16 protein-coding genes and 2 pseudogenes are annotated in these 18,452 nt (G+C 52.5%); 14 read left to right on the top strand and 4 right to left on the bottom strand.

Annotated elements, in window-relative coordinates:
- The first annotated feature begins 4 nt into the window (after window positions 1-4).
- The 6 genes from nuoI (at window position 5) to nuoN (ending at window position 6,407) form a co-directional block, all read left to right on the top strand.
- Window positions 5-547 (top strand): NADH-quinone oxidoreductase subunit NuoI, encoded by a 543-nt coding sequence (gene nuoI, locus HUZ68_RS15445; protein WP_000172749.1) that lies wholly within the window; start codon window positions 5-7, stop codon window positions 545-547.
- An 11-nt stretch (window positions 548-558) separates the two neighbouring features.
- Window positions 559-1,113 (top strand): NADH-quinone oxidoreductase subunit J, encoded by a 555-nt coding sequence (gene nuoJ, locus HUZ68_RS15440; protein ID WP_000393511.1) that lies wholly within the window; start codon window positions 559-561, stop codon window positions 1,111-1,113.
- Window positions 1,110-1,412 (top strand): NADH-quinone oxidoreductase subunit NuoK, encoded by a 303-nt coding sequence (nuoK, locus tag HUZ68_RS15435; protein ID WP_000612644.1) that lies wholly within the window; start codon window positions 1,110-1,112, stop codon window positions 1,410-1,412. Before nuoJ ends, nuoK begins: the two co-directional genes overlap by 4 nt.
- The gene (gene nuoL, locus HUZ68_RS15430; RefSeq protein ID WP_001056618.1) at window positions 1,409-3,250 is read left to right on the top strand and encodes an NADH-quinone oxidoreductase subunit L; all 1,842 of its coding nucleotides are present in this window, start codon (window positions 1,409-1,411) and stop codon (window positions 3,248-3,250) included. Before nuoK ends, nuoL begins: the two co-directional genes overlap by 4 nt.
- A 163-nt stretch (window positions 3,251-3,413) precedes the next feature.
- A complete protein-coding gene (gene nuoM, locus HUZ68_RS15425) occupies window positions 3,414-4,943 on the top strand; it encodes an NADH-quinone oxidoreductase subunit M (RefSeq protein ID WP_000926441.1) in 1,530 nt (509 codons plus the stop codon).
- 6 nt (window positions 4,944-4,949) lie between these two features.
- Window positions 4,950-6,407, top strand: a complete 1,458-nt coding sequence (nuoN, locus tag HUZ68_RS15420; protein ID WP_000156701.1) for an NADH-quinone oxidoreductase subunit NuoN — start codon at window positions 4,950-4,952, stop codon at window positions 6,405-6,407.
- Window positions 6,408-6,473: 66 nt separating this feature from the next.
- Here the strand turns inward: nuoN and HUZ68_RS15415 are convergent, their stop codons facing one another.
- The 4 genes and pseudogenes from HUZ68_RS15415 to rbn all read right to left on the bottom strand — a co-directional run bounded on the left by HUZ68_RS15415 (window position 6,474) and on the right by rbn (window position 10,438).
- The gene (locus tag HUZ68_RS15415; RefSeq protein WP_033815402.1) at window positions 6,474-6,977 is read right to left on the bottom strand and encodes a YfbM family protein; all 504 of its coding nucleotides are present in this window, start codon (window positions 6,975-6,977) and stop codon (window positions 6,474-6,476) included.
- A 102-nt stretch (window positions 6,978-7,079) separates the two neighbouring features.
- Window positions 7,080-7,720 (bottom strand): annotated as a pseudogene (locus tag HUZ68_RS15410) (zinc-binding metallopeptidase family protein).
- A 388-nt stretch (window positions 7,721-8,108) separates the two neighbouring features.
- A pseudogene (locus tag HUZ68_RS15405) lies at window positions 8,109-9,330 on the bottom strand (ElaD/SseL family deubiquitinase).
- A gap of 190 nt (window positions 9,331-9,520) precedes the next feature.
- On the bottom strand, window positions 9,521-10,438 hold the full coding sequence (gene rbn, locus HUZ68_RS15400) for a ribonuclease BN (protein ID WP_001613510.1): 918 nt from the start codon (window positions 10,436-10,438) through the stop codon (window positions 9,521-9,523).
- Window positions 10,439-10,502: 64 nt separating this feature from the next.
- Here rbn and HUZ68_RS15395 point away from each other — a divergent pair, with 64 nt between their 5' ends.
- The 8 genes from HUZ68_RS15395 to menE all read left to right on the top strand — a co-directional run bounded on the left by HUZ68_RS15395 (window position 10,503) and on the right by menE (window position 18,398).
- Entirely contained in the window at window positions 10,503-10,964 is a 462-nt protein-coding gene (locus HUZ68_RS15395; RefSeq protein WP_000574087.1) for a GNAT family N-acetyltransferase, read from the top strand.
- 54 nt (window positions 10,965-11,018) lie between these two features.
- Window positions 11,019-11,324, top strand: a complete 306-nt coding sequence (gene elaB / locus HUZ68_RS15390) for a stress response protein ElaB (protein ID WP_000070621.1) — start codon at window positions 11,019-11,021, stop codon at window positions 11,322-11,324.
- Window positions 11,325-11,402: 78 nt separating this feature from the next.
- On the top strand, window positions 11,403-12,698 hold the full coding sequence (menF, locus tag HUZ68_RS15385) for an isochorismate synthase MenF (protein ID WP_033815403.1): 1,296 nt from the start codon (window positions 11,403-11,405) through the stop codon (window positions 12,696-12,698).
- Between the two features lie 88 nt (window positions 12,699-12,786).
- Window positions 12,787-14,457: a 2-succinyl-5-enolpyruvyl-6-hydroxy-3-cyclohexene-1-carboxylic-acid synthase gene (menD, locus tag HUZ68_RS15380; RefSeq protein WP_033815404.1), complete on the top strand. Its 1,671-nt coding sequence runs from the start codon at window positions 12,787-12,789 to the stop codon at window positions 14,455-14,457.
- Complete coding sequence (menH, locus tag HUZ68_RS15375) at window positions 14,454-15,212, top strand: 2-succinyl-6-hydroxy-2,4-cyclohexadiene-1-carboxylate synthase (RefSeq protein WP_033815405.1); 759 nt, start codon at window positions 14,454-14,456, stop codon at window positions 15,210-15,212. Before menD ends, menH begins: the two co-directional genes overlap by 4 nt.
- Before the next feature lie 14 nt (window positions 15,213-15,226).
- The gene (gene menB / locus HUZ68_RS15370; protein WP_000639996.1) at window positions 15,227-16,084 is read left to right on the top strand and encodes a 1,4-dihydroxy-2-naphthoyl-CoA synthase; all 858 of its coding nucleotides are present in this window, start codon (window positions 15,227-15,229) and stop codon (window positions 16,082-16,084) included.
- The gene (gene menC / locus HUZ68_RS15365; RefSeq protein ID WP_033815406.1) at window positions 16,084-17,046 is read left to right on the top strand and encodes an o-succinylbenzoate synthase; all 963 of its coding nucleotides are present in this window, start codon (window positions 16,084-16,086) and stop codon (window positions 17,044-17,046) included. Before menB ends, menC begins: the two co-directional genes overlap by 1 nt.
- Window positions 17,043-18,398, top strand: a complete 1,356-nt coding sequence (gene menE / locus HUZ68_RS15360) for an o-succinylbenzoate--CoA ligase (RefSeq protein ID WP_033815407.1) — start codon at window positions 17,043-17,045, stop codon at window positions 18,396-18,398. Before menC ends, menE begins: the two co-directional genes overlap by 4 nt.
- Window positions 18,399-18,452: the final 54 nt, after the last annotated feature.

Genomic DNA, 18,452 nt, shown 5'->3' with positions numbered 1-18,452 from the left:
GACCATGACCTTAAAAGAATTGTTAGTAGGTTTCGGCACCCAGGTTCGTAGTATCTGGATGATCGGCCTGCACGCGTTCGCCAAACGCGAAACGCGAATGTACCCGGAAGAGCCGGTCTATCTGCCGCCCCGTTATCGTGGTCGTATCGTTCTGACCCGCGACCCGGACGGCGAAGAGCGTTGCGTAGCCTGTAACCTCTGCGCGGTAGCCTGCCCGGTCGGCTGTATCTCGCTGCAAAAAGCAGAAACCAAAGACGGTCGCTGGTATCCGGAATTTTTCCGCATCAACTTCTCACGCTGCATTTTCTGTGGTTTGTGCGAAGAAGCCTGTCCGACCACGGCGATTCAGTTAACCCCGGATTTCGAAATGGGGGAATACAAGCGCCAGGATCTGGTTTACGAGAAAGAGGATCTGCTGATCTCCGGTCCGGGCAAATACCCGGAGTATAACTTCTACCGGATGGCAGGTATGGCAATCGACGGCAAAGATAAGGGCGAAGCAGAGAACGAAGCCAAGCCTATCGACGTCAAGAGCCTGTTACCGTAAGGAGAGGGGCAATGGAGTTCGCTTTTTATATCTGTGGCCTGATAGCCATACTTGCGACCTTGCGAGTGATCACCCATACCAATCCGGTACACGCACTGCTGTACCTGATTATTTCGCTGCTGGCGATTTCCGGGGTGTTCTTCTCACTAGGCGCTTACTTCGCCGGTGCGCTGGAAATTATCGTCTACGCGGGTGCCATTATGGTGCTGTTCGTGTTCGTGGTGATGATGCTCAACCTGGGCGGTTCAGAAATCGAACAAGAACGCCAGTGGCTGAAACCGCAGGTGTGGATTGGTCCGGCAATTTTGTCAGCCATCATGTTGGTGGTGATTGTTTACGCCATTCTCGGTGTTAACGATCAAGGTATCGACGGTACGCCAATCAGTGCTAAAGCAGTGGGTATTACGCTGTTCGGGCCTTACGTACTGGCGGTGGAACTGGCTTCTATGCTGCTGCTCGCGGGTCTGGTTGTGGCCTTCCACGTCGGTCGTGAAGAGCGTGCGGGTGAAGTGCTGAGCAATCGTAAAGACGACAGCGCGAAAAGAAAAACGGAGGAGCACGCATGATCCCCTTACAACATGGACTGATCCTCGCGGCAATCTTATTCGTTCTTGGCTTAACCGGTCTGGTTATCCGTCGCAATCTGCTGTTTATGCTGATTGGTCTGGAAATCATGATTAACGCCTCCGCGCTGGCCTTTGTGGTCGCCGGAAGCTACTGGGGCCAGACCGACGGTCAGGTGATGTACATTCTCGCCATCAGCCTCGCGGCGGCAGAAGCGAGTATCGGCCTTGCGCTGCTGCTGCAACTTCACCGTCGTCGCCAGAACCTGAACATCGATTCAGTAAGTGAGATGCGCGGATGAACATGCTTGCCTTAACCATTATTTTGCCATTGATTGGCTTCGTCCTGCTGGCGTTCTCCCGTGGGCGCTGGTCTGAAAACGTCTCGGCGATCGTCGGCGTAGGCTCTGTGGGCCTGGCGGCGCTGGTAACCGCCTTTATTGGCGTCGACTTCTTCGCTAACGGCGAGCAGGCTTACAGCCAGCCGCTGTGGACGTGGATGTCGGTAGGCGACTTTAACATCGGTTTTAACCTGGTGTTGGATGGCCTGTCGCTGACCATGCTCTCGGTGGTCACTGGTGTGGGTTTCCTGATCCACATGTACGCCTCCTGGTACATGCGCGGTGAAGAGGGCTACTCTCGCTTCTTCGCCTACACCAACCTGTTCATCGCCAGCATGGTAGTTCTGGTGCTTGCCGACAACCTGCTGCTGATGTACCTCGGCTGGGAAGGCGTGGGCCTATGCTCCTATCTGCTGATCGGTTTCTATTACACCGATCCGAAGAATGGCGCAGCGGCAATGAAAGCGTTCGTCGTGACCCGTGTGGGTGACGTGTTCCTCGCTTTCGCGCTGTTCATTCTTTACAACGAACTGGGCACCCTGAACTTCCGCGAAATGGTGGAACTGGCACCAGCGCACTTTGCTGACGGCAATAATATGCTGATGTGGGCGACGCTGATGCTGCTGGGCGGTGCGGTCGGTAAATCTGCGCAGTTGCCGTTGCAGACATGGCTTGCCGACGCGATGGCGGGCCCGACGCCTGTCTCCGCGCTGATCCACGCCGCAACGATGGTAACCGCGGGTGTCTACCTGATCGCCCGTACCCACGGCCTGTTCCTGATGACGCCGGAAGTTCTGCATCTGGTGGGCATTGTTGGGGCGGTTACGCTGCTGCTGGCCGGTTTTGCCGCGCTGGTACAGACCGACATCAAACGTGTTCTCGCTTACTCTACCATGAGCCAGATTGGCTACATGTTCCTCGCGCTTGGCGTGCAGGCATGGGATGCGGCGATTTTTCACTTGATGACCCACGCGTTCTTTAAAGCGCTGCTGTTCCTGGCATCCGGTTCTGTCATTCTGGCCTGCCATCACGAACAGAACATCTTCAAGATGGGCGGTCTGCGTAAATCTATTCCGCTGGTTTATCTCTGCTTCCTGGTGGGCGGCGCAGCACTGTCGGCACTGCCGCTGGTCACTGCGGGCTTCTTCAGTAAGGATGAGATCCTCGCGGGTGCGATGGCGAATGGTCATATCAATCTGATGGTGGCAGGTCTGGTCGGTGCGTTTATGACCTCGCTCTACACCTTCCGTATGATTTTCATCGTCTTCCACGGAAAAGAACAAATTCACGCTCACGCCGTGAAAGGGGTAACTCACAGCCTGCCGCTGATTGTGCTGCTGATCCTTTCCACCTTCGTTGGCGCACTGATTGTACCGCCGCTGCAGGGCGTGCTTCCGCAAACGACGGAACTGGCGCACGGCAGCATGTTGACCCTGGAAATTACCTCTGGTGTGGTCGCGGTGGTCGGCATTCTGCTGGCAGCCTGGCTGTGGCTGGGTAAACGTACTCTGGTGACCTCCATCGCCAACAGTGCGCCGGGCCGTCTGCTGGGCACCTGGTGGTACAACGCCTGGGGCTTTGACTGGCTGTACGACAAAGTGTTCGTCAAGCCGTTCCTGGGTATTGCCTGGTTGCTGAAACGCGATCCGCTGAACTCAATGATGAACATTCCGGCGGTTCTTTCCCGCTTTGCAGGTAAAGGTCTGCTGTTAAGCGAGAACGGCTATCTGCGCTGGTATGTGGCATCCATGAGCATCGGTGCGGTCGTGGTGCTGGCACTGTTGATGGTACTGCGTTGAGTTAAGGATTGTGGGATTGCCCCTGGGCATATAAGAACGTAGGTCGGATAAGCCTCCTTCGCGGTGCATCCGACACTACCCCCAGTCCGAAGAGAATTTTCTGTCGTGAGAATTCGTTGAAAATCCGGTCCTGACGGGACTTTTACAAGGAATAAAGATCGCCATGTTACTACCCTGGCTAATATTAATTCCCTTTATCGGCGGCTTCCTGTGCTGGCAGACCGAACGCTTTGGCGTCAAGGTGCCGCGCTGGATCGCGCTGATCACCATGGGATTGACGCTGGCGCTGTCGCTGCAACTGTGGTTGCAGGGCGGTTATTCACTGACGCAATCCGCCGGAATTCCGCAGTGGCAGTCTGAATTCGACATGCCGTGGATCCCGCGTTTTGGTATCTCTATCCATCTCGCCATTGACGGGCTGTCGCTGCTGATGGTCGTGCTGACCGGTCTGCTCGGTGTGCTGGCGGTACTCTGTTCGTGGAAAGAGATCGAAAAATATCAGGGCTTCTTCCACCTCAACCTGATGTGGATCCTGGGCGGCGTTATCGGCGTGTTCCTTGCCATCGACATGTTCCTGTTCTTCTTCTTCTGGGAAATGATGCTGGTGCCGATGTACTTCCTGATCGCATTGTGGGGGCATAAAGCCTCTGACGGTAAAACGCGTATCACGGCGGCAACCAAGTTCTTCATATACACCCAGGCGAGTGGTCTGGTGATGTTGATCGCCATCCTGGCGCTGGTTTTTGTTCACTACAATGCGACCGGCGTCTGGACCTTCAACTATGAAGAGCTGTTGAATACGCCAATGTCCAGTGGTGTGGAATATCTGTTGATGCTGGGCTTCTTCATCGCGTTTGCGGTGAAAATGCCGGTGGTTCCGCTGCATGGCTGGCTGCCGGATGCGCACTCACAGGCTCCGACTGCCGGTTCCGTGGACCTCGCGGGGATCTTGCTGAAAACCGCCGCTTACGGTCTGCTGCGTTTCTCCCTACCGCTGTTCCCGAACGCGTCGGCAGAGTTCGCGCCAATCGCTATGTGGCTGGGTGTTATCGGCATCTTCTACGGTGCGTGGATGGCCTTCGCCCAGACCGATATCAAACGTCTGATCGCCTACACCTCGGTTTCCCACATGGGCTTCGTACTGATTGCTATCTACACCGGCAGCCAGTTGGCCTACCAGGGCGCGGTAATCCAGATGATTGCGCACGGCTTGTCAGCGGCGGGTCTGTTTATTCTTTGTGGTCAGCTTTATGAACGTATCCATACCCGCGACATGCGCATGATGGGCGGTCTGTGGAGCAAGATGAAATGGCTGCCAGCACTGTCGCTGTTCTTTGCGGTGGCAACGCTTGGGATGCCTGGCACCGGTAACTTCGTCGGCGAATTTATGATTCTGTTCGGCAGCTTCCAGGTTGTCCCGGTGATTACCGTTATCTCTACCTTTGGGCTGGTCTTTGCATCTGTTTATTCGCTGGCGATGTTGCATCGTGCTTACTTCGGTAAAGCGAAAAGCCAGATTGCCAGCCAGGAACTGCCAGGGATGTCGCTGCGTGAGCTGTTTATGATCCTGTTGCTGGTGGTGCTGCTGGTACTGCTGGGCTTCTATCCGCAGCCGATTCTGGATACCTCGCACTCCGCGATTGGCAATATCCAGCAGTGGTTTGTTAATTCCGTTACTACTACAAGGCCGTAAATCGCCATGACAATAACTCCACAAAACCTGATCGCACTGCTACCGTTGCTGATCGTCGGCTTGACGGTGGTGGTTGTGATGCTCTCCATTGCGTGGCGACGCAATCATTTCCTCAACGCTACGCTCTCGGTTATTGGGCTTAACGCGGCGCTGGTTTCGCTCTGGTTTGTTGGCCAGGCGGGCGCTATGGACGTTACGCCGCTGATGCGCGTTGATGGTTTCGCCATGCTTTACACCGGGCTGGTATTGTTGGCGAGCCTCGCCACCTGTACTTTCGCCTACCCGTGGCTTGAAGGCTATAACGACAACAAGGATGAGTTCTACCTGTTGGTGTTAATTGCCGCGCTGGGCGGGATCCTGCTGGCGAATGCAAACCATCTGGCGTCTCTGTTCCTCGGTATTGAACTGATCTCTTTGCCGCTGTTTGGCCTGGTCGGTTACGCTTTCCGCCAGAAACGTTCGCTGGAAGCCAGTATCAAATACACCATCCTTTCTGCCGCAGCGTCTTCTTTCCTGCTGTTCGGTATGGCGCTGGTGTATGCGCAGTCTGGCGACCTGTCGTTTGTCGCGCTGGGTAAAAACCTCGGCGACGGTATGCTAAACGAGCCGCTGTTGCTGGCAGGTTTCGGCCTGATGATTGTTGGCCTCGGCTTCAAACTCTCTCTGGTGCCGTTCCACCTGTGGACGCCAGACGTATACCAGGGCGCGCCTGCGCCGGTTTCCACTTTCCTGGCGACGGCGAGCAAAATCGCTATCTTCGGTGTAGTGATGCGTCTGTTCCTCTACGCACCGGTGGGTGACAGCGAAGCGATTCGTGTGGTGCTGGCGATTATCGCCTTTGCCTCCATCATCTTCGGTAACCTGATGGCGCTGAGCCAGACCAATATCAAACGTCTGCTCGGTTACTCATCTATCTCTCACCTCGGCTATCTGCTGGTGGCGCTGATTGCGCTGCAAACTGGCGAGATGTCGATGGAAGCGGTAGGGGTTTACCTGGCCGGTTATCTGTTCAGCAGCCTTGGCGCGTTCGGCGTGGTCAGCCTGATGTCCAGCCCGTATCGTGGCCCGGATGCTGATTCCCTGTTCTCTTACCGCGGTCTGTTCTGGCATCGTCCGATCCTCGCGGCGGTGATGACGGTGATGATGCTGTCTCTGGCCGGTATCCCGATGACGCTGGGCTTTATCGGTAAGTTCTACGTGCTGGCGGTCGGTGTCCAGGCACACTTGTGGTGGCTGGTGGGTGCCGTGGTTGTCGGTTCGGCAATCGGCCTCTACTACTACCTGCGCGTGGCGGTGAGCCTGTACCTGCACGCACCGGAACAACCGGGTCGCGATGCACCGTCAAACTGGCAGTACAGCGCGGGCGGTATCGTGGTGCTGATTTCTGCACTGTTGGTACTGGTGCTGGGTGTATGGCCACAACCGCTGATTAGCATTGTGCGGTTAGCAATGCCGCTGATGTAATCTGTTAGTTTGTAAGTCAGAAAGCCGCCGACATGTTCGGCGGTTTTTTTTGGTGCCCTGACACCATCACCCAACAATAACCGTCAGCGCATGATTCCCTTGCCGCAGCATACGTCGATACGCGCTAATCAGCTTTTCCATATCAAGCATGATCGAGGCAAAGAGTTGCCCCTCTAACTCTTCTGAAAAGGTCACTCCCGGATAAATCTCCATTTCATTGAGTCGCTTAATGGAAAACTGTTTACGCAGTTCATTTCGATCCAGTGATTCCAGTCGGTCGATTGTCGCGGCTAACTCCTGATTCCAGGTCAATCCAAGGAAGCCATCTATGCCATCTTCGAGGCTGTGTTCACCAAGCACGGCACGACTCAGCGGATCATTCTTCGCTGGATCGAACGCAGAGGTGCCTGTCAGCCCAAAGTATAAAAAATCCCAGCGTTTATCAATATCCAGTCGGCGTAATCCTGAAAGCGTGTCATGTATATTATCCATCAAAGGTTTTTCAGTAGACTCAAGCAGTTGGTTAATCTTTTCTGAGTCAATTTCTGCAAAATAACCAATCATTCCCATTTATTTTTCCTCCATTGAATTTTATGTTTCGCATCTTAAAACAGACGAGGGAAAATAAAATGTACATGTCGCTGTTTCTGGACCCGCCTCGAGAAATTTTTATTATTTACTGTTGTGTAACAAGGTTATAACACCATCCACCATCTGAGCCATTTTCTGATAATTCAATCTGTCTGCGGTATCACCGGGCAAGTGGTATTGTTTATTACGATAAAAAGCGGTGTCAGTAATCATTACGGCGGGAATATCGTGTTGCCAATAATTAAGGTGGTCAGAGAAATCAATACCGTGAATAAACCATGGGGCATTCATAGAATAAACAGATAAATCCCGGGATGATAACAATGCCGTTTTTACCTGACGAACGGCGTTGATATCCTGTATTCTGCCGACCAGGCAATAAAGTCCCCCCGATCGGGATAAAGCCAGGACATTGCGGGTAAAGGTAATCCTGGCTACCAGGCGCAGAGTCGTAATAGCCAATCGGGGACGCCCTGCGCGGTAACTCTGGCACCGCTACTGACAAAGACCTCTTTTATATACTCTACGGACCTATTCAGATTATCAATATTGTCGGCATTACGTGGATGCACAGTTTGTGTAAGATAACGAACTGTTTTTTCTAATTGCTCAGGAATTACGTGTCGGGGCGTTGGCGATAATGCAGTGACCCAGGGTTGGTAAAAAATAATCAGAGGGAGTGAAAACAGAAATAATATAACAAAAGGAAATTTTTTTTTCATATGTAAATTATCAGTAAAAGACGTTATTTTATCATTATTTATAATGAGTTATGAGTGTTTGTTTTATTACGGTTGTTAGATCTATACAAAAAGTATCTTTTACAGTGGCTTCGCTATTTTAAAAAGGAATTCATATAAGGAAAAATATAATTATGTTATTTATTGGCAGATTGAGTTGACAGGGGGCAGAAATCTGAGGGTAAGAAAAGTCAGCAACAACAATCCACTACATCAACAGACCAGCAATCGCGTGCCGAGATACGCTGGAAATACCCGAAGATTGAACTGGCGGGTGGTGTGACTGACATCAGTCAGTGATGACTTTTTAGCAAACTATGTTCGACCAGTCAGCATATTTGCTGACTGGTCGAATTAATTAACAATGATGTTAACTTACTCTTTTGCTTGATGCTCTATTTTTGGGTTGTGAGTGTTTTATTTCTAAGTTTCTATAATAATGATTGATATTTGCATCGCCATATTTATCTAAATAACAATTTCTGTTTACCAGTCGATGTTGAAAATCAATTTCGTACTGCTCTTCTGCTGAATATTTTTTAAATCTGTCAGCATAGTTTTTTAATAACGTATAGGGGGCGCTGTCAGAATTGCTTTCCATTTTTTCAATCACTTCCTGGGCTGCCATGCACACAAATGCACCGCAACTTTGGCTTAAGTATTGCTGAAGATCGGCATGTAAAAATATTATCTCTGGTTCAGTTAAATGATCTGTTATATTCTTATTATTCGGCGTTTCTCTCGTGGGGTCACAATTGAAACTATTGAAACTGTTAATGATACGCTTAAGTGAATTTTCTTTTTCATGGCCTAGTGCACGTAATGAATTGAATATGATGCATTTTATTTGTTGTGTGTTGTTTTTTTCATTAACTATTTTCTGTAGCGAAACTAATATCCAGTGTCCGCCAGTATTTATGGGGAATAACTGGACTTCTTTCGGCCATGATGGATCGCTCTTAATATTATCATTGAGAGCGACTTCCAGGTAAGTGCTGTTGGAATTGGGGAGGTAGAAATCAGTAGGATAATTGACTTGAGTATTTTTTGCATTGGCGGCGATCTTTTTAAGATAGCAAGCTATTTCATCTGTGGTTAATTGACGATTTTTATCCCAGAAGTTTGTCCCATCGCTCAGTTCATTATTCTTATCATTTAAAAGTACCTTTGAAAGTGACTGTTTTTCTGATATGAGAGGAATGTCCTCACCGATAATTGTCATTAATTTCGAAGGGGAGAATAGTTTTTTGAACAGGAGATTATCTGAATCATGTGATTTGAGGGGGGGGGGTGGTTGCGGTATGTGCCAAATTATATAATTTTAAACAGGCATTTTTAATAAGTCGGATAATCGATAGGGTATCATTTGTTGGGTTTCTAACAATATGGTAAAGAATATCTTCAGCTTTTTTTCCAAATTCATCATAACCTAACGCAATATTATGCAGTAACTCAATACTTTCTTCATCTCCGGATAACGCTGTTTTTTTTAAAGACTGCAGTAATTCCTCGGTCACAGTAAATTTTTCTGCAAATGTCTGACTGAGTTGGGTTTGAGATAATTGACAATAATTGCTGACAACTGTAACCATCATATGCTCCTTTTAGTTGCAAAGGTTGTGCTGAATGAAGATAAAAAGAGGCAACTTATTGCTCTGAATATAGTGCGTAAGGAGATGAATAAATATCAAAAATCGCTCAATATGCCCGTGTGAGTGGATATATGTAGCGCGGGTTGCGATAACAGGGCAAGTTTCGCCCTGTTTTTAATAATAAGCAGAGTTAAACGTTAAACACGGTGAAATCATTCGCTAGTTCAGTCGCCGGGAAAATTGACCTGCATTCACGTAACAGGTGCTGACAACCTTTGTCATCATAGCGCGAGCTGACGTGGGTAATGATTAGCTTACCGACTCCAGCCTCACGGGCCAGTGTCGCAGCCTGGCGTGTAGAGCTATGACCGCGACTATTGGCTTTGGCTTCCATGGTTATATCCAGCGTCGCTTCGTGCACCATGACATCGACACCTTTAGCCAGGTCAAGTGCGGCATCGCAGGGGCCGGTATCGCCGAAAATAGCGAGCGCTTTACCTGGCACTGGAGCAGCTAAGTAATCTGCGCCGTTAATCTGCCTTCCATCTTCCAGCGTGATTGTTTTGCCCGCTTTTAATTCCTGAAACAGTGGGCCAGGCGGCACGCCAGCAGCTTTTAATGCCTGGGCATTTAATGCACCCGGTTTATCATGTTCTTCAATACGATAGCCATAACATTCCAGTGGGTGTTCCATTGGATAAGCGGTCACTTTGCGCAGGCCATCGTCGAGAATTTCGCCAGCGCCAATTTCGACAATTTCCAGCGGATAATCGGTCCATGAGCCGCTAATCCGCAGCGCGGTCTCCACAAATTCACGGATACCTTGCGGACCATAAATCGTTAAGGGTTGGATAATGCCTGACATAGAACGACTGCACAGCAAGCCGGGTAAACCAAAAAGATGATCGCCATGAAGGTGACTGATAAAAATCTTGTCCAGTTTTCCAGGGTTAAAGGCGGTATGCAGTAGCTGATGCTGGGTGCCTTCACCGCAGTCAAACAACCAAAGTCCGCTCTGGGTCGGATGTTGCAGGTTAAGCAATATTGCCGTGACATTGCGCGTGCGGGTTGGCACACCGGCCGAAGTACCTAAAAAAATTAATTCCATGAGTTCATCACGTTTCAAAAAATATTCCGGCTAGTATAAGGCATACATCTAAAAGGAGAGCATTATGATTGAATGGCAAGATCTGCATCACTCTGAATTATCGGTTTCCCAGCTTTATGCCTTATTACAACTGCGTTGCGCGGTGTTTGTTGTCGAGCAGAATTGCCCTTATCAGGATATCGATGGTGATGATTTGACGGGGGATAATCGCCATATTCTCGGTTGGAAAAATGATGAACTGGTGGCATATGCGAGGATTCTGAAAAGTGATGATGATCTTGAGCCGGTCGTTATTGGTCGGGTGATTGTCAGTGAAGCGTTGCGTGGCGAAAAAGTGGGGCAGCAACTGATGAGTAAAACCCTCGACACTTGCACGCATCACTGGCCTGATAAGCCTGTCTACCTCGGGGCGCAGGCGCATCTGCAAAACTTCTACCAGAGTTTCGGTTTTATCCCTGTGACGGAGATCTATGAAGAAGATGGTATCCCACACATTGGGATGGCACGCGAGGTAATTCAGGCGTAATCAATAACCCTTGTCTATAGTTAGTGACAGGTTTTACGCAAATGGAGAACGAGAATGTCTAATCAGTTTGGTGATACACGTATCGATGACGACCTGACGCTGCTTAGTGAAACACTGGAAGAGGTGCTCCGCTCCTCTGGCGATCCCGCCGATCAGAAATATGTTGAGCTGAAAGCGCGTGCAGAAAAAGCGCTGGATGATGTGAAAAAACGGGTTAGCCAGGCTTCAGACAGTTATTACTATCGGGCGAAGCAGGCTGTTTATCGTGCTGATGACTACGTCCACGAAAAACCCTGGCAGGGAATTGGTGTGGGTGCGGCCGTTGGGCTGGTACTAGGACTGTTGCTGGCACGCCGTTAAAACCTCCCTACACCGGGGTACTGCATTTTTTTTGTAGTACCCCGTATAATGTGAGGCTTTTAACAGGGAGAGGTCCGCGTGCAATCACTTACTACGGCGCTGGAAAATCTACTGCGCCATTTGTCGCAAGAGATTCCGGCGACACCCGGCATTCGGGTTATCGATATTCCTTTCCCTCTCAAAGACGCTTTTGATGCCTTGAGCTGGCTGGCCAGTCAGCAAACGTACCCGCAATTCTACTGGCAACAACGTAATGGTGATGAAGAAGCTGCCGTCCTGGGCGCGATTACCCGTTTTACGTCGTTGGACCAGGCACAACGTTTTCTTCGCCAGCACCCGGAACACGCCGACTTACGCATTTGGGGGCTGAATGCGTTTGACCCGTCGCAGGGCAATTTACTTTTACCACGCCTGGAATGGCGACGCTGTGGCGGTAAAGCCACGCTGCGGCTGACGCTATTCAGCGAAAGCTCCCTTCAGCACGATGCGATTAAGGCAAGAGAATTTATCGCCACACTGGTGAGTATCACGCCCTTGCCTGGGTTACATTTAACCACTACGCGAGAACAACACTGGCCGGACAAAACGGGCTGGACGCAATTAATCGAACTGGCAACGAAAACCATCGCCGAAGGTGAGCTCGACAAAGTGGTGCTTGCTCGGGCAACTGACCTGCATTTCGCAAGTCCGGTCAATGCGGCGGCGATGATGGCGGCCAGTCGTCGACTGAATCTGAATTGCTACCATTTTTACATGGCCTTTGATGGCGAAAATGCTTTTCTTGGCTCTTCACCGGAACGGTTATGGCGGCGGCGTGACAAAGCGCTGCGTACTGAAGCGCTGGCGGGAACAGTAGCAAATCATCCTGATGATAAGCAGGCGCAGCAGTTAGGTGAGTGGCTGATGGCGGATGATAAAAATCAGCGTGAGAATATGTTGGTGGTGGAAGATATCTGCCAACGATTACAGGCCGATACCCAGACGCTGGATGTTTTACCGCCGCAGGTACTGCGTCTGCGTAAAGTGCAGCATCTTCGCCGCTGTATCTGGACTTCACTCAACAAAGCGGATGATGTGATCTGTTTACATCAGTTGCAGCCAACGGCAGCAGTTGCTGGTTTACCGCGCGATCTGGCGCGACAGTTTATCGCCCATCACGAACCGTTCACCCGAGAATGGTACGCTGGTTCTGCGGGCTATCTCTCATTACAACAAAGCGAATTCTGCGTTTCCCTGCGCTCAGCAAAAATCAGCGGCAATGTCGTGCGATTATATGCTGGCGCGGGCATTGTCCGTGGTTCCGACCCCGAGCAAGAGTGGCAGGAAATCGACAACAAAGCGGCAGGGCTGCGTACTTTATTACAAATGGAATAGTAATGAGTCGCATCATTACCGATTCATATCAATAATCTATTTTTGTAGCTCCTTATACTTAGCCGCAATATTGATACCGGACAAACTCATGTCAGTAAGCGCATTTAACCGACGCTGGGCGGCGGTCATTCTGGAAGCATTAACGCGTCACGGCGTAAGACACATCTGTATCGCCCCTGGCTCGCGTTCTACACCGTTAACGTTAGCGGCGGCGGATAATTCCGCATTCATTCACCACACCCATTTCGATGAGCGTGGACTGGGGCATCTGGCGCTGGGGCTGGCGAAAGTCAGCAAGCAGCCGGTGGCGGTGATTGTCACCTCCGGTACGGCGGTGGCAAATCTCTATCCGGCACTGATTGAAGCCGGGTTAACCGGAGAAAAACTGATTCTCTTAACCGCCGATCGCCCGCCGGAGCTAATTGACTGCGGCGCGAATCAGGCGATTCGTCAGCCGGGAATGTTCGCCTCTCACCCCACGCACAGTATTTCACTGCCGCGCCCGACCCAGGATATCCCCGCACGTTGGCTGGTTTCTACCATCGACCATGCTCTCGGTACGCTTCATGCTGGTGGGGTCCATATCAACTGCCCGTTTGCTGAACCGCTGTATGGCGAGATGGACGACACCGGGCTTAGCTGGCAACAGCGGCTGGGTGACTGGTGGCAGGATGATAAGCCGTGGCTGCGTGAAGCGCCTCGTCTTGAGAGCGAAAAACAGCGCGACTGGTTCTTCTGGCGGCAAAAGCGCGGCGTGGTGGTTGCCGGGCGCATGAGTGCGGAAGAGGGCAAAAAAGTTGCACTGTGGGCGCAAACTCTTGGCTGGCCGCTGATTGGCGACGTGCTGTCGCAAACCGGACAGCCGCTGCCGTGTGCCGATCTCTGGTTAGGCAATGCCAAAGCGACCAGCGAACTGCAACAGGCGCAAATTGTGGTGCAACTGGGAAGCAGCCTGACTGGCAAACGGCTCCTGCAATGGCAGGCAAGCTGTGAACCCGAAGAGTACTGGATTGTGGATGACATCGAAGGGCGGCTTGATCCGGCGCACCATCGCGGGCGTCGGTTAATTGCCAATATTGCCGACTGGCTGGAACTGCATCCGGCAGAAAAACGCCAGCCCTGGTGCGTTGAAATCCCGCGCCTGGCGGAGCAGGCGATGCAGGCGGTTATTGCCCGTCGCGATGCGTTTGGCGAAGCGCAACTGGCGCATCGCGTCTGCGACTATCTGCCTGAACAGGGGCAATTGTTTGTCGGTAACAGCCTGGTGGTACGTCTGATTGATGCGCTTTCGCAACTTCCGGCAGGTTACCCGGTGTACAGCAACCGTGGGGCCAGCGGTATCGACGGGCTGCTCTCGACTGCCGCCGGCGTTCAGCGGGCAAGCGGCAAACCGACGCTGGCGATTGTGGGCGATCTCTCCGCACTTTACGACCTGAATGCGCTGGCGTTATTGCGCCAGGTATCCGCGCCGCTGGTATTAATTGTGGTGAACAACAACGGCGGGCAAATTTTCTCGCTGCTGCCAACGCCGAAAAGCGAGCGCGAGCGTTTCTATCTGATGCCGCAAAACGTCCATTTTGAGCACGCCGCCGCGATGTTCGAGCTGAAATATCATCGTCCGCAAAACTGGCAGGAACTTGAAACGGCGCTTGCTGACGCCTGGCGCACGCCAACCACCACGGTGATTGAAATGGTGGTTAACGGCACCGATGGTGCGCAAACGCTCCAGCAACTTCTGGCGCAGGTAAGCCATTTATGATCCTGCACGCGCAGGCAAAACACCGCAAACCAGGTTTACCCTGGCTGGTTTTTTTGCACGGTTTTTCCGGCGATTGCCACGAATGGCAAGAAGTGGGCGAGGTGTTTGCCGACTACTCACGGTTGTATGTTGATCTCCCAGGTCACGGTGGTTCGGCGGCGATTAGCGTCGATGGATTTGATGATGTCACCGACTTACTGCGTAAAACCTTGGTTAGTTACAACATCCTTAACTTCTGGCTGGTGGGGTACTCGCTTGGCGGACGGGTGGCGATGATGGCGGCTTGCCAGGGGCTGGCGGGGCTTTGTGGGGTTATTGTCGAAGGCGGGCATCCGGGGCTGCAAAATGCTGAACAACGTGCGGAACGTCAGCGTTCCGATCGCCAATGGGCGCAGCGTTTTCGCACAGAACCGTTAACGGCGGTATTTGCCGACTGGTATCAACAGCCTGTTTTTGCCTCGCTCAATGACGATCAACGCCGGGAGCTGGTGGCGCTGCGCAGCAACAATAATGGCGCAACCCTTGCCGCCATGCTGGAGGCGACTTCTCTCGCCGTCCAGCCTGATTTACGTGCTAACCTTAGCGCCCGCACATTTGCGTTTTATTATTTATGTGGTGAACGTGACAGCAAATTCCGCGCTCTGGCGGCGGAACTGGCTGCCGACTGCCATGTCATTCCTCGCGCCGGACATAACGCGCACCGGGAAAATCCCGCTGGCGTAATCGCAAGTCTGGCGCAGATCTTGCGTTTCTGACTAAAGGACACAATATGATTTATCCTGATGAAGCAATGCTTTACGCACCGGTTGAATGGCACGACTGCTCCGAAGGTTTCGAGGACATTCGTTATGAAAAATCCACCGACGGTATCGCAAAAATCACCATTAATCGTCCGCAGGTGCGCAATGCCTTCCGTCCTCTGACGGTAAAAGAGATGATCCAGGCACTGGCAGATGCACGTTATGACGACAACATCGGCGTGATCATTCTGACTGGTGCAGGCGATAAAGCGTTCTGCTCCGGTGGTGACCAGAAAGTGCGTGGCGATTACGGCGGCTATAAAGATGATTCCGGCGTACATCACCTGAACGTGCTGGACTTCCAGCGTCAGATCCGTACCTGTCCGAAACCGGTTGTCGCGATGGTGGCTGGCTACTCCATCGGCGGTGGTCACGTTCTGCACATGATGTGCGACCTGACTATCGCGGCAGATAATGCCATCTTCGGTCAGACTGGCCCGAAAGTCGGTTCCTTCGACGGCGGCTGGGGCGCTTCCTACATGGCTCGCATCGTCGGGCAGAAAAAAGCGCGTGAAATCTGGTTCCTGTGCCGTCAGTACGACGCAAAACAGGCGCTGGATATGGGCCTTGTGAACACCGTGGTACCGCTGGCGGATCTGGAAAAAGAAACCGTCCGTTGGTGCCGCGAAATGCTGCAAAACAGCCCGATGGCGCTGCGCTGCCTGAAAGCTGCGCTGAACGCCGACTGTGACGGGCAGGCGGGGCTGCAGGAGCTGGCGGGCAACGCCACCATGCTGTTCTACATGACGGAAGAAGGTCAGGAAGGTCGCAACGCTTTCAACCAGAAACGTCAGCCTGATTTCAGCAAATTTAAACGGAATCCGTAATGCGTAGCGCGCAGGTATACCGCTGGCAGATCCCCATGGACGCGGGGGTGGTTCTGCGCGACAGGCGGTTAAAAACCCGCGACGGGCTGTACGTTTGCCTGCGTGAGGGCGAGCGCGAAGGGTGGGGGGAGATCTCCCCACTGCCGGGCTTCAGCCAGGAAACCTGGGAAGAGGCGCAAAGCGTGCTGCTTGCCTGGGTAAATAACTGGCTGGCAGGCGATTGCGAGCTACCGCAGATGCATTCCGTGGCCTTTGGCGTAAGCTGTGCATTGGCAGAACTGACAGATACGTTGCCGCAAGCAGCCAACTACCGTGCGGCACCGCTGTGTAATGGCGATCCGGACGATCTGATCCTCAAACTTGCCGATATGCCGGGCGAGAAAGTGGCGAAGGTCAAAGTGGGATTGTACGAAGCCGTGCGCGACGGCATGGTGGTCAATCTGTTGCTGGAGGCGGTTCCTGATCTGCATTTGCGTCTTGACGCGAATCGCGCCTGGACGCCGCTGAAAGGCCAGCAGTTTGCCAAATACGTTAACCCGGATTATCGCCACCGCATTGCTTTTCTCGAAGAGCCGTGCAAAACCCGCGATGATTCGCGAGCGTTTGCCCGTGAAACCGGCATTGCCATTGCCTGGGATGAAAGCTTGCGCGAGCCGGATTTTGCCTTTGTGGCTGAAGAGGGCGTGCGCGCGGTAGTTATCAAACCCACGCTCACGGGCAGTCTGGAGAAAGTACGCGAGCAGGTACAGGCGGCGCACGCGCTGGGGCTGACGGCGGTGATCAGTTCTTCCATTGAATCGAGCTTAGGCTTAACGCAACTGGCGCGGATTGCCGCCTGGTTAACGCCGGACACCATTCCAGGGCTGGACACGCTGGATCTAATGCAGGCGCAGCAGGTACGTCGCTGGCCGGGTAGCACGCTGCCTGTCGTGGAAGTTGATGCACTGGAGCGGTTGTTATGATCTTCTCTGACTGGCCGTGGCGTCACTGGCGGCAAGTGCGGGGAGAAACCATCGCCTTACGTCTTAATGACGAGCAACTCAACTGGCGCGAGCTTTGTGCTCGCGTCGATGAATTAGCCTCCGGCTTTGCGGCGCAGGGCGTTGTTGAGGGCAGCGGCGTGATGTTGCGGGCGTGGAATACGCCGCAAACGCTGCTCGCCTGGCTGGCGTTACTGCAATGCGGGGCGCGGGTGTTGCCCGTGAACCCTCAGCTGCCGCAACCGTTGCTTGAAGAATTGCTGCCCAATCTGACGCTGCAATTTGCGCTGGTGCCGGATGGGGAAAACACGTTTCCGGCATTAACGTCGCTGCACATTCAGCGGGTTGAAGGCGCACATGCCGCTGCGTGGCAGCCGACGCGTCTGTGCTCAATGACGTTGACCTCGGGTTCTACCGGGTTGCCGAAAGCCGCTGTCCATACTTATCAGGCCCATCTTGCCAGTGCCGAAGGGGTGTTATCGCTGATTCCGTTTGGCGATCACGATGACTGGTTGCTCTCTTTACCGCTGTTTCACGTCTCCGGTCAGGGAATTATGTGGCGCTGGTTATACGCTGGTGCGCGGATGACGGTGCGTGATAAACAGCCATTGGAGCAAATGCTGGCAGGCTGTACTCACGCTTCACTGGTGCCAACACAACTCTGGCGTTTGCTGGTTAACCGCAGTTCCGTTTCCCTGAAAGCGGTGTTACTTGGCGGCGCGGCTATCCCGATCGAGTTGACGGAACAGGCGCGCGAGCAGGGGATTCGTTGCTTTTGCGGCTATGGTCTGACCGAGTTTGCCTCCACGGTGTGTGCGAAAGAAGCCGACGGCCTGGCAGACGTTGGTTCGCCGCTGCCGGGTCGGGAAGTGAAAATCGTTAATAATGAAGTGTGGCTGCGGGCTGCCAGTATGGCAGAAGGTTACTGGCGTAACGGGCAACTGGTTTCACTGGTTAATGACGAAGGCTGGTACGCTACGCGCGATCGCGGTGAGATGCATAATGGCAAGCTGACCATTGTCGGACGTTTAGACAATCTATTCTTCAGTGGCGGAGAGGGTATTCAGCCGGAAGAAGTCGAGCGCGTAATTGCTGCGCATCCTGCGGTTTTGCAGGTGTTTATCGTCCCCGTTGCCGACAAGGAGTTTGGTCATCGACCGGTGGCGGTGATGGAGTATGACCACGAGAGCGTTGATCTTAGTGAATGGGTGAAAGATAAGCTGGCCCGTTTTCAGCAACCGGTACGTTGGTTAACGTTGCCGCCTGAACTGAAAAACGGCGGTATTAAAATTTCACGTCAGGCGCTAAAAGAGTGGGTGCAACGTCAGCAATAATTAACCCTCCGTTTCACTTCTCATTTCAGCCATTCCATTGCCGTTGATAAAGAG

Origin of the sequence: Shigella dysenteriae (assembly GCF_022354085.1) — a bacterium.
Classification (GTDB): Bacteria; Pseudomonadota; Gammaproteobacteria; order Enterobacterales; family Enterobacteriaceae; genus Escherichia; species Escherichia coli.
This window is presented reverse-complemented; position numbering and strand designations above follow the sequence as displayed.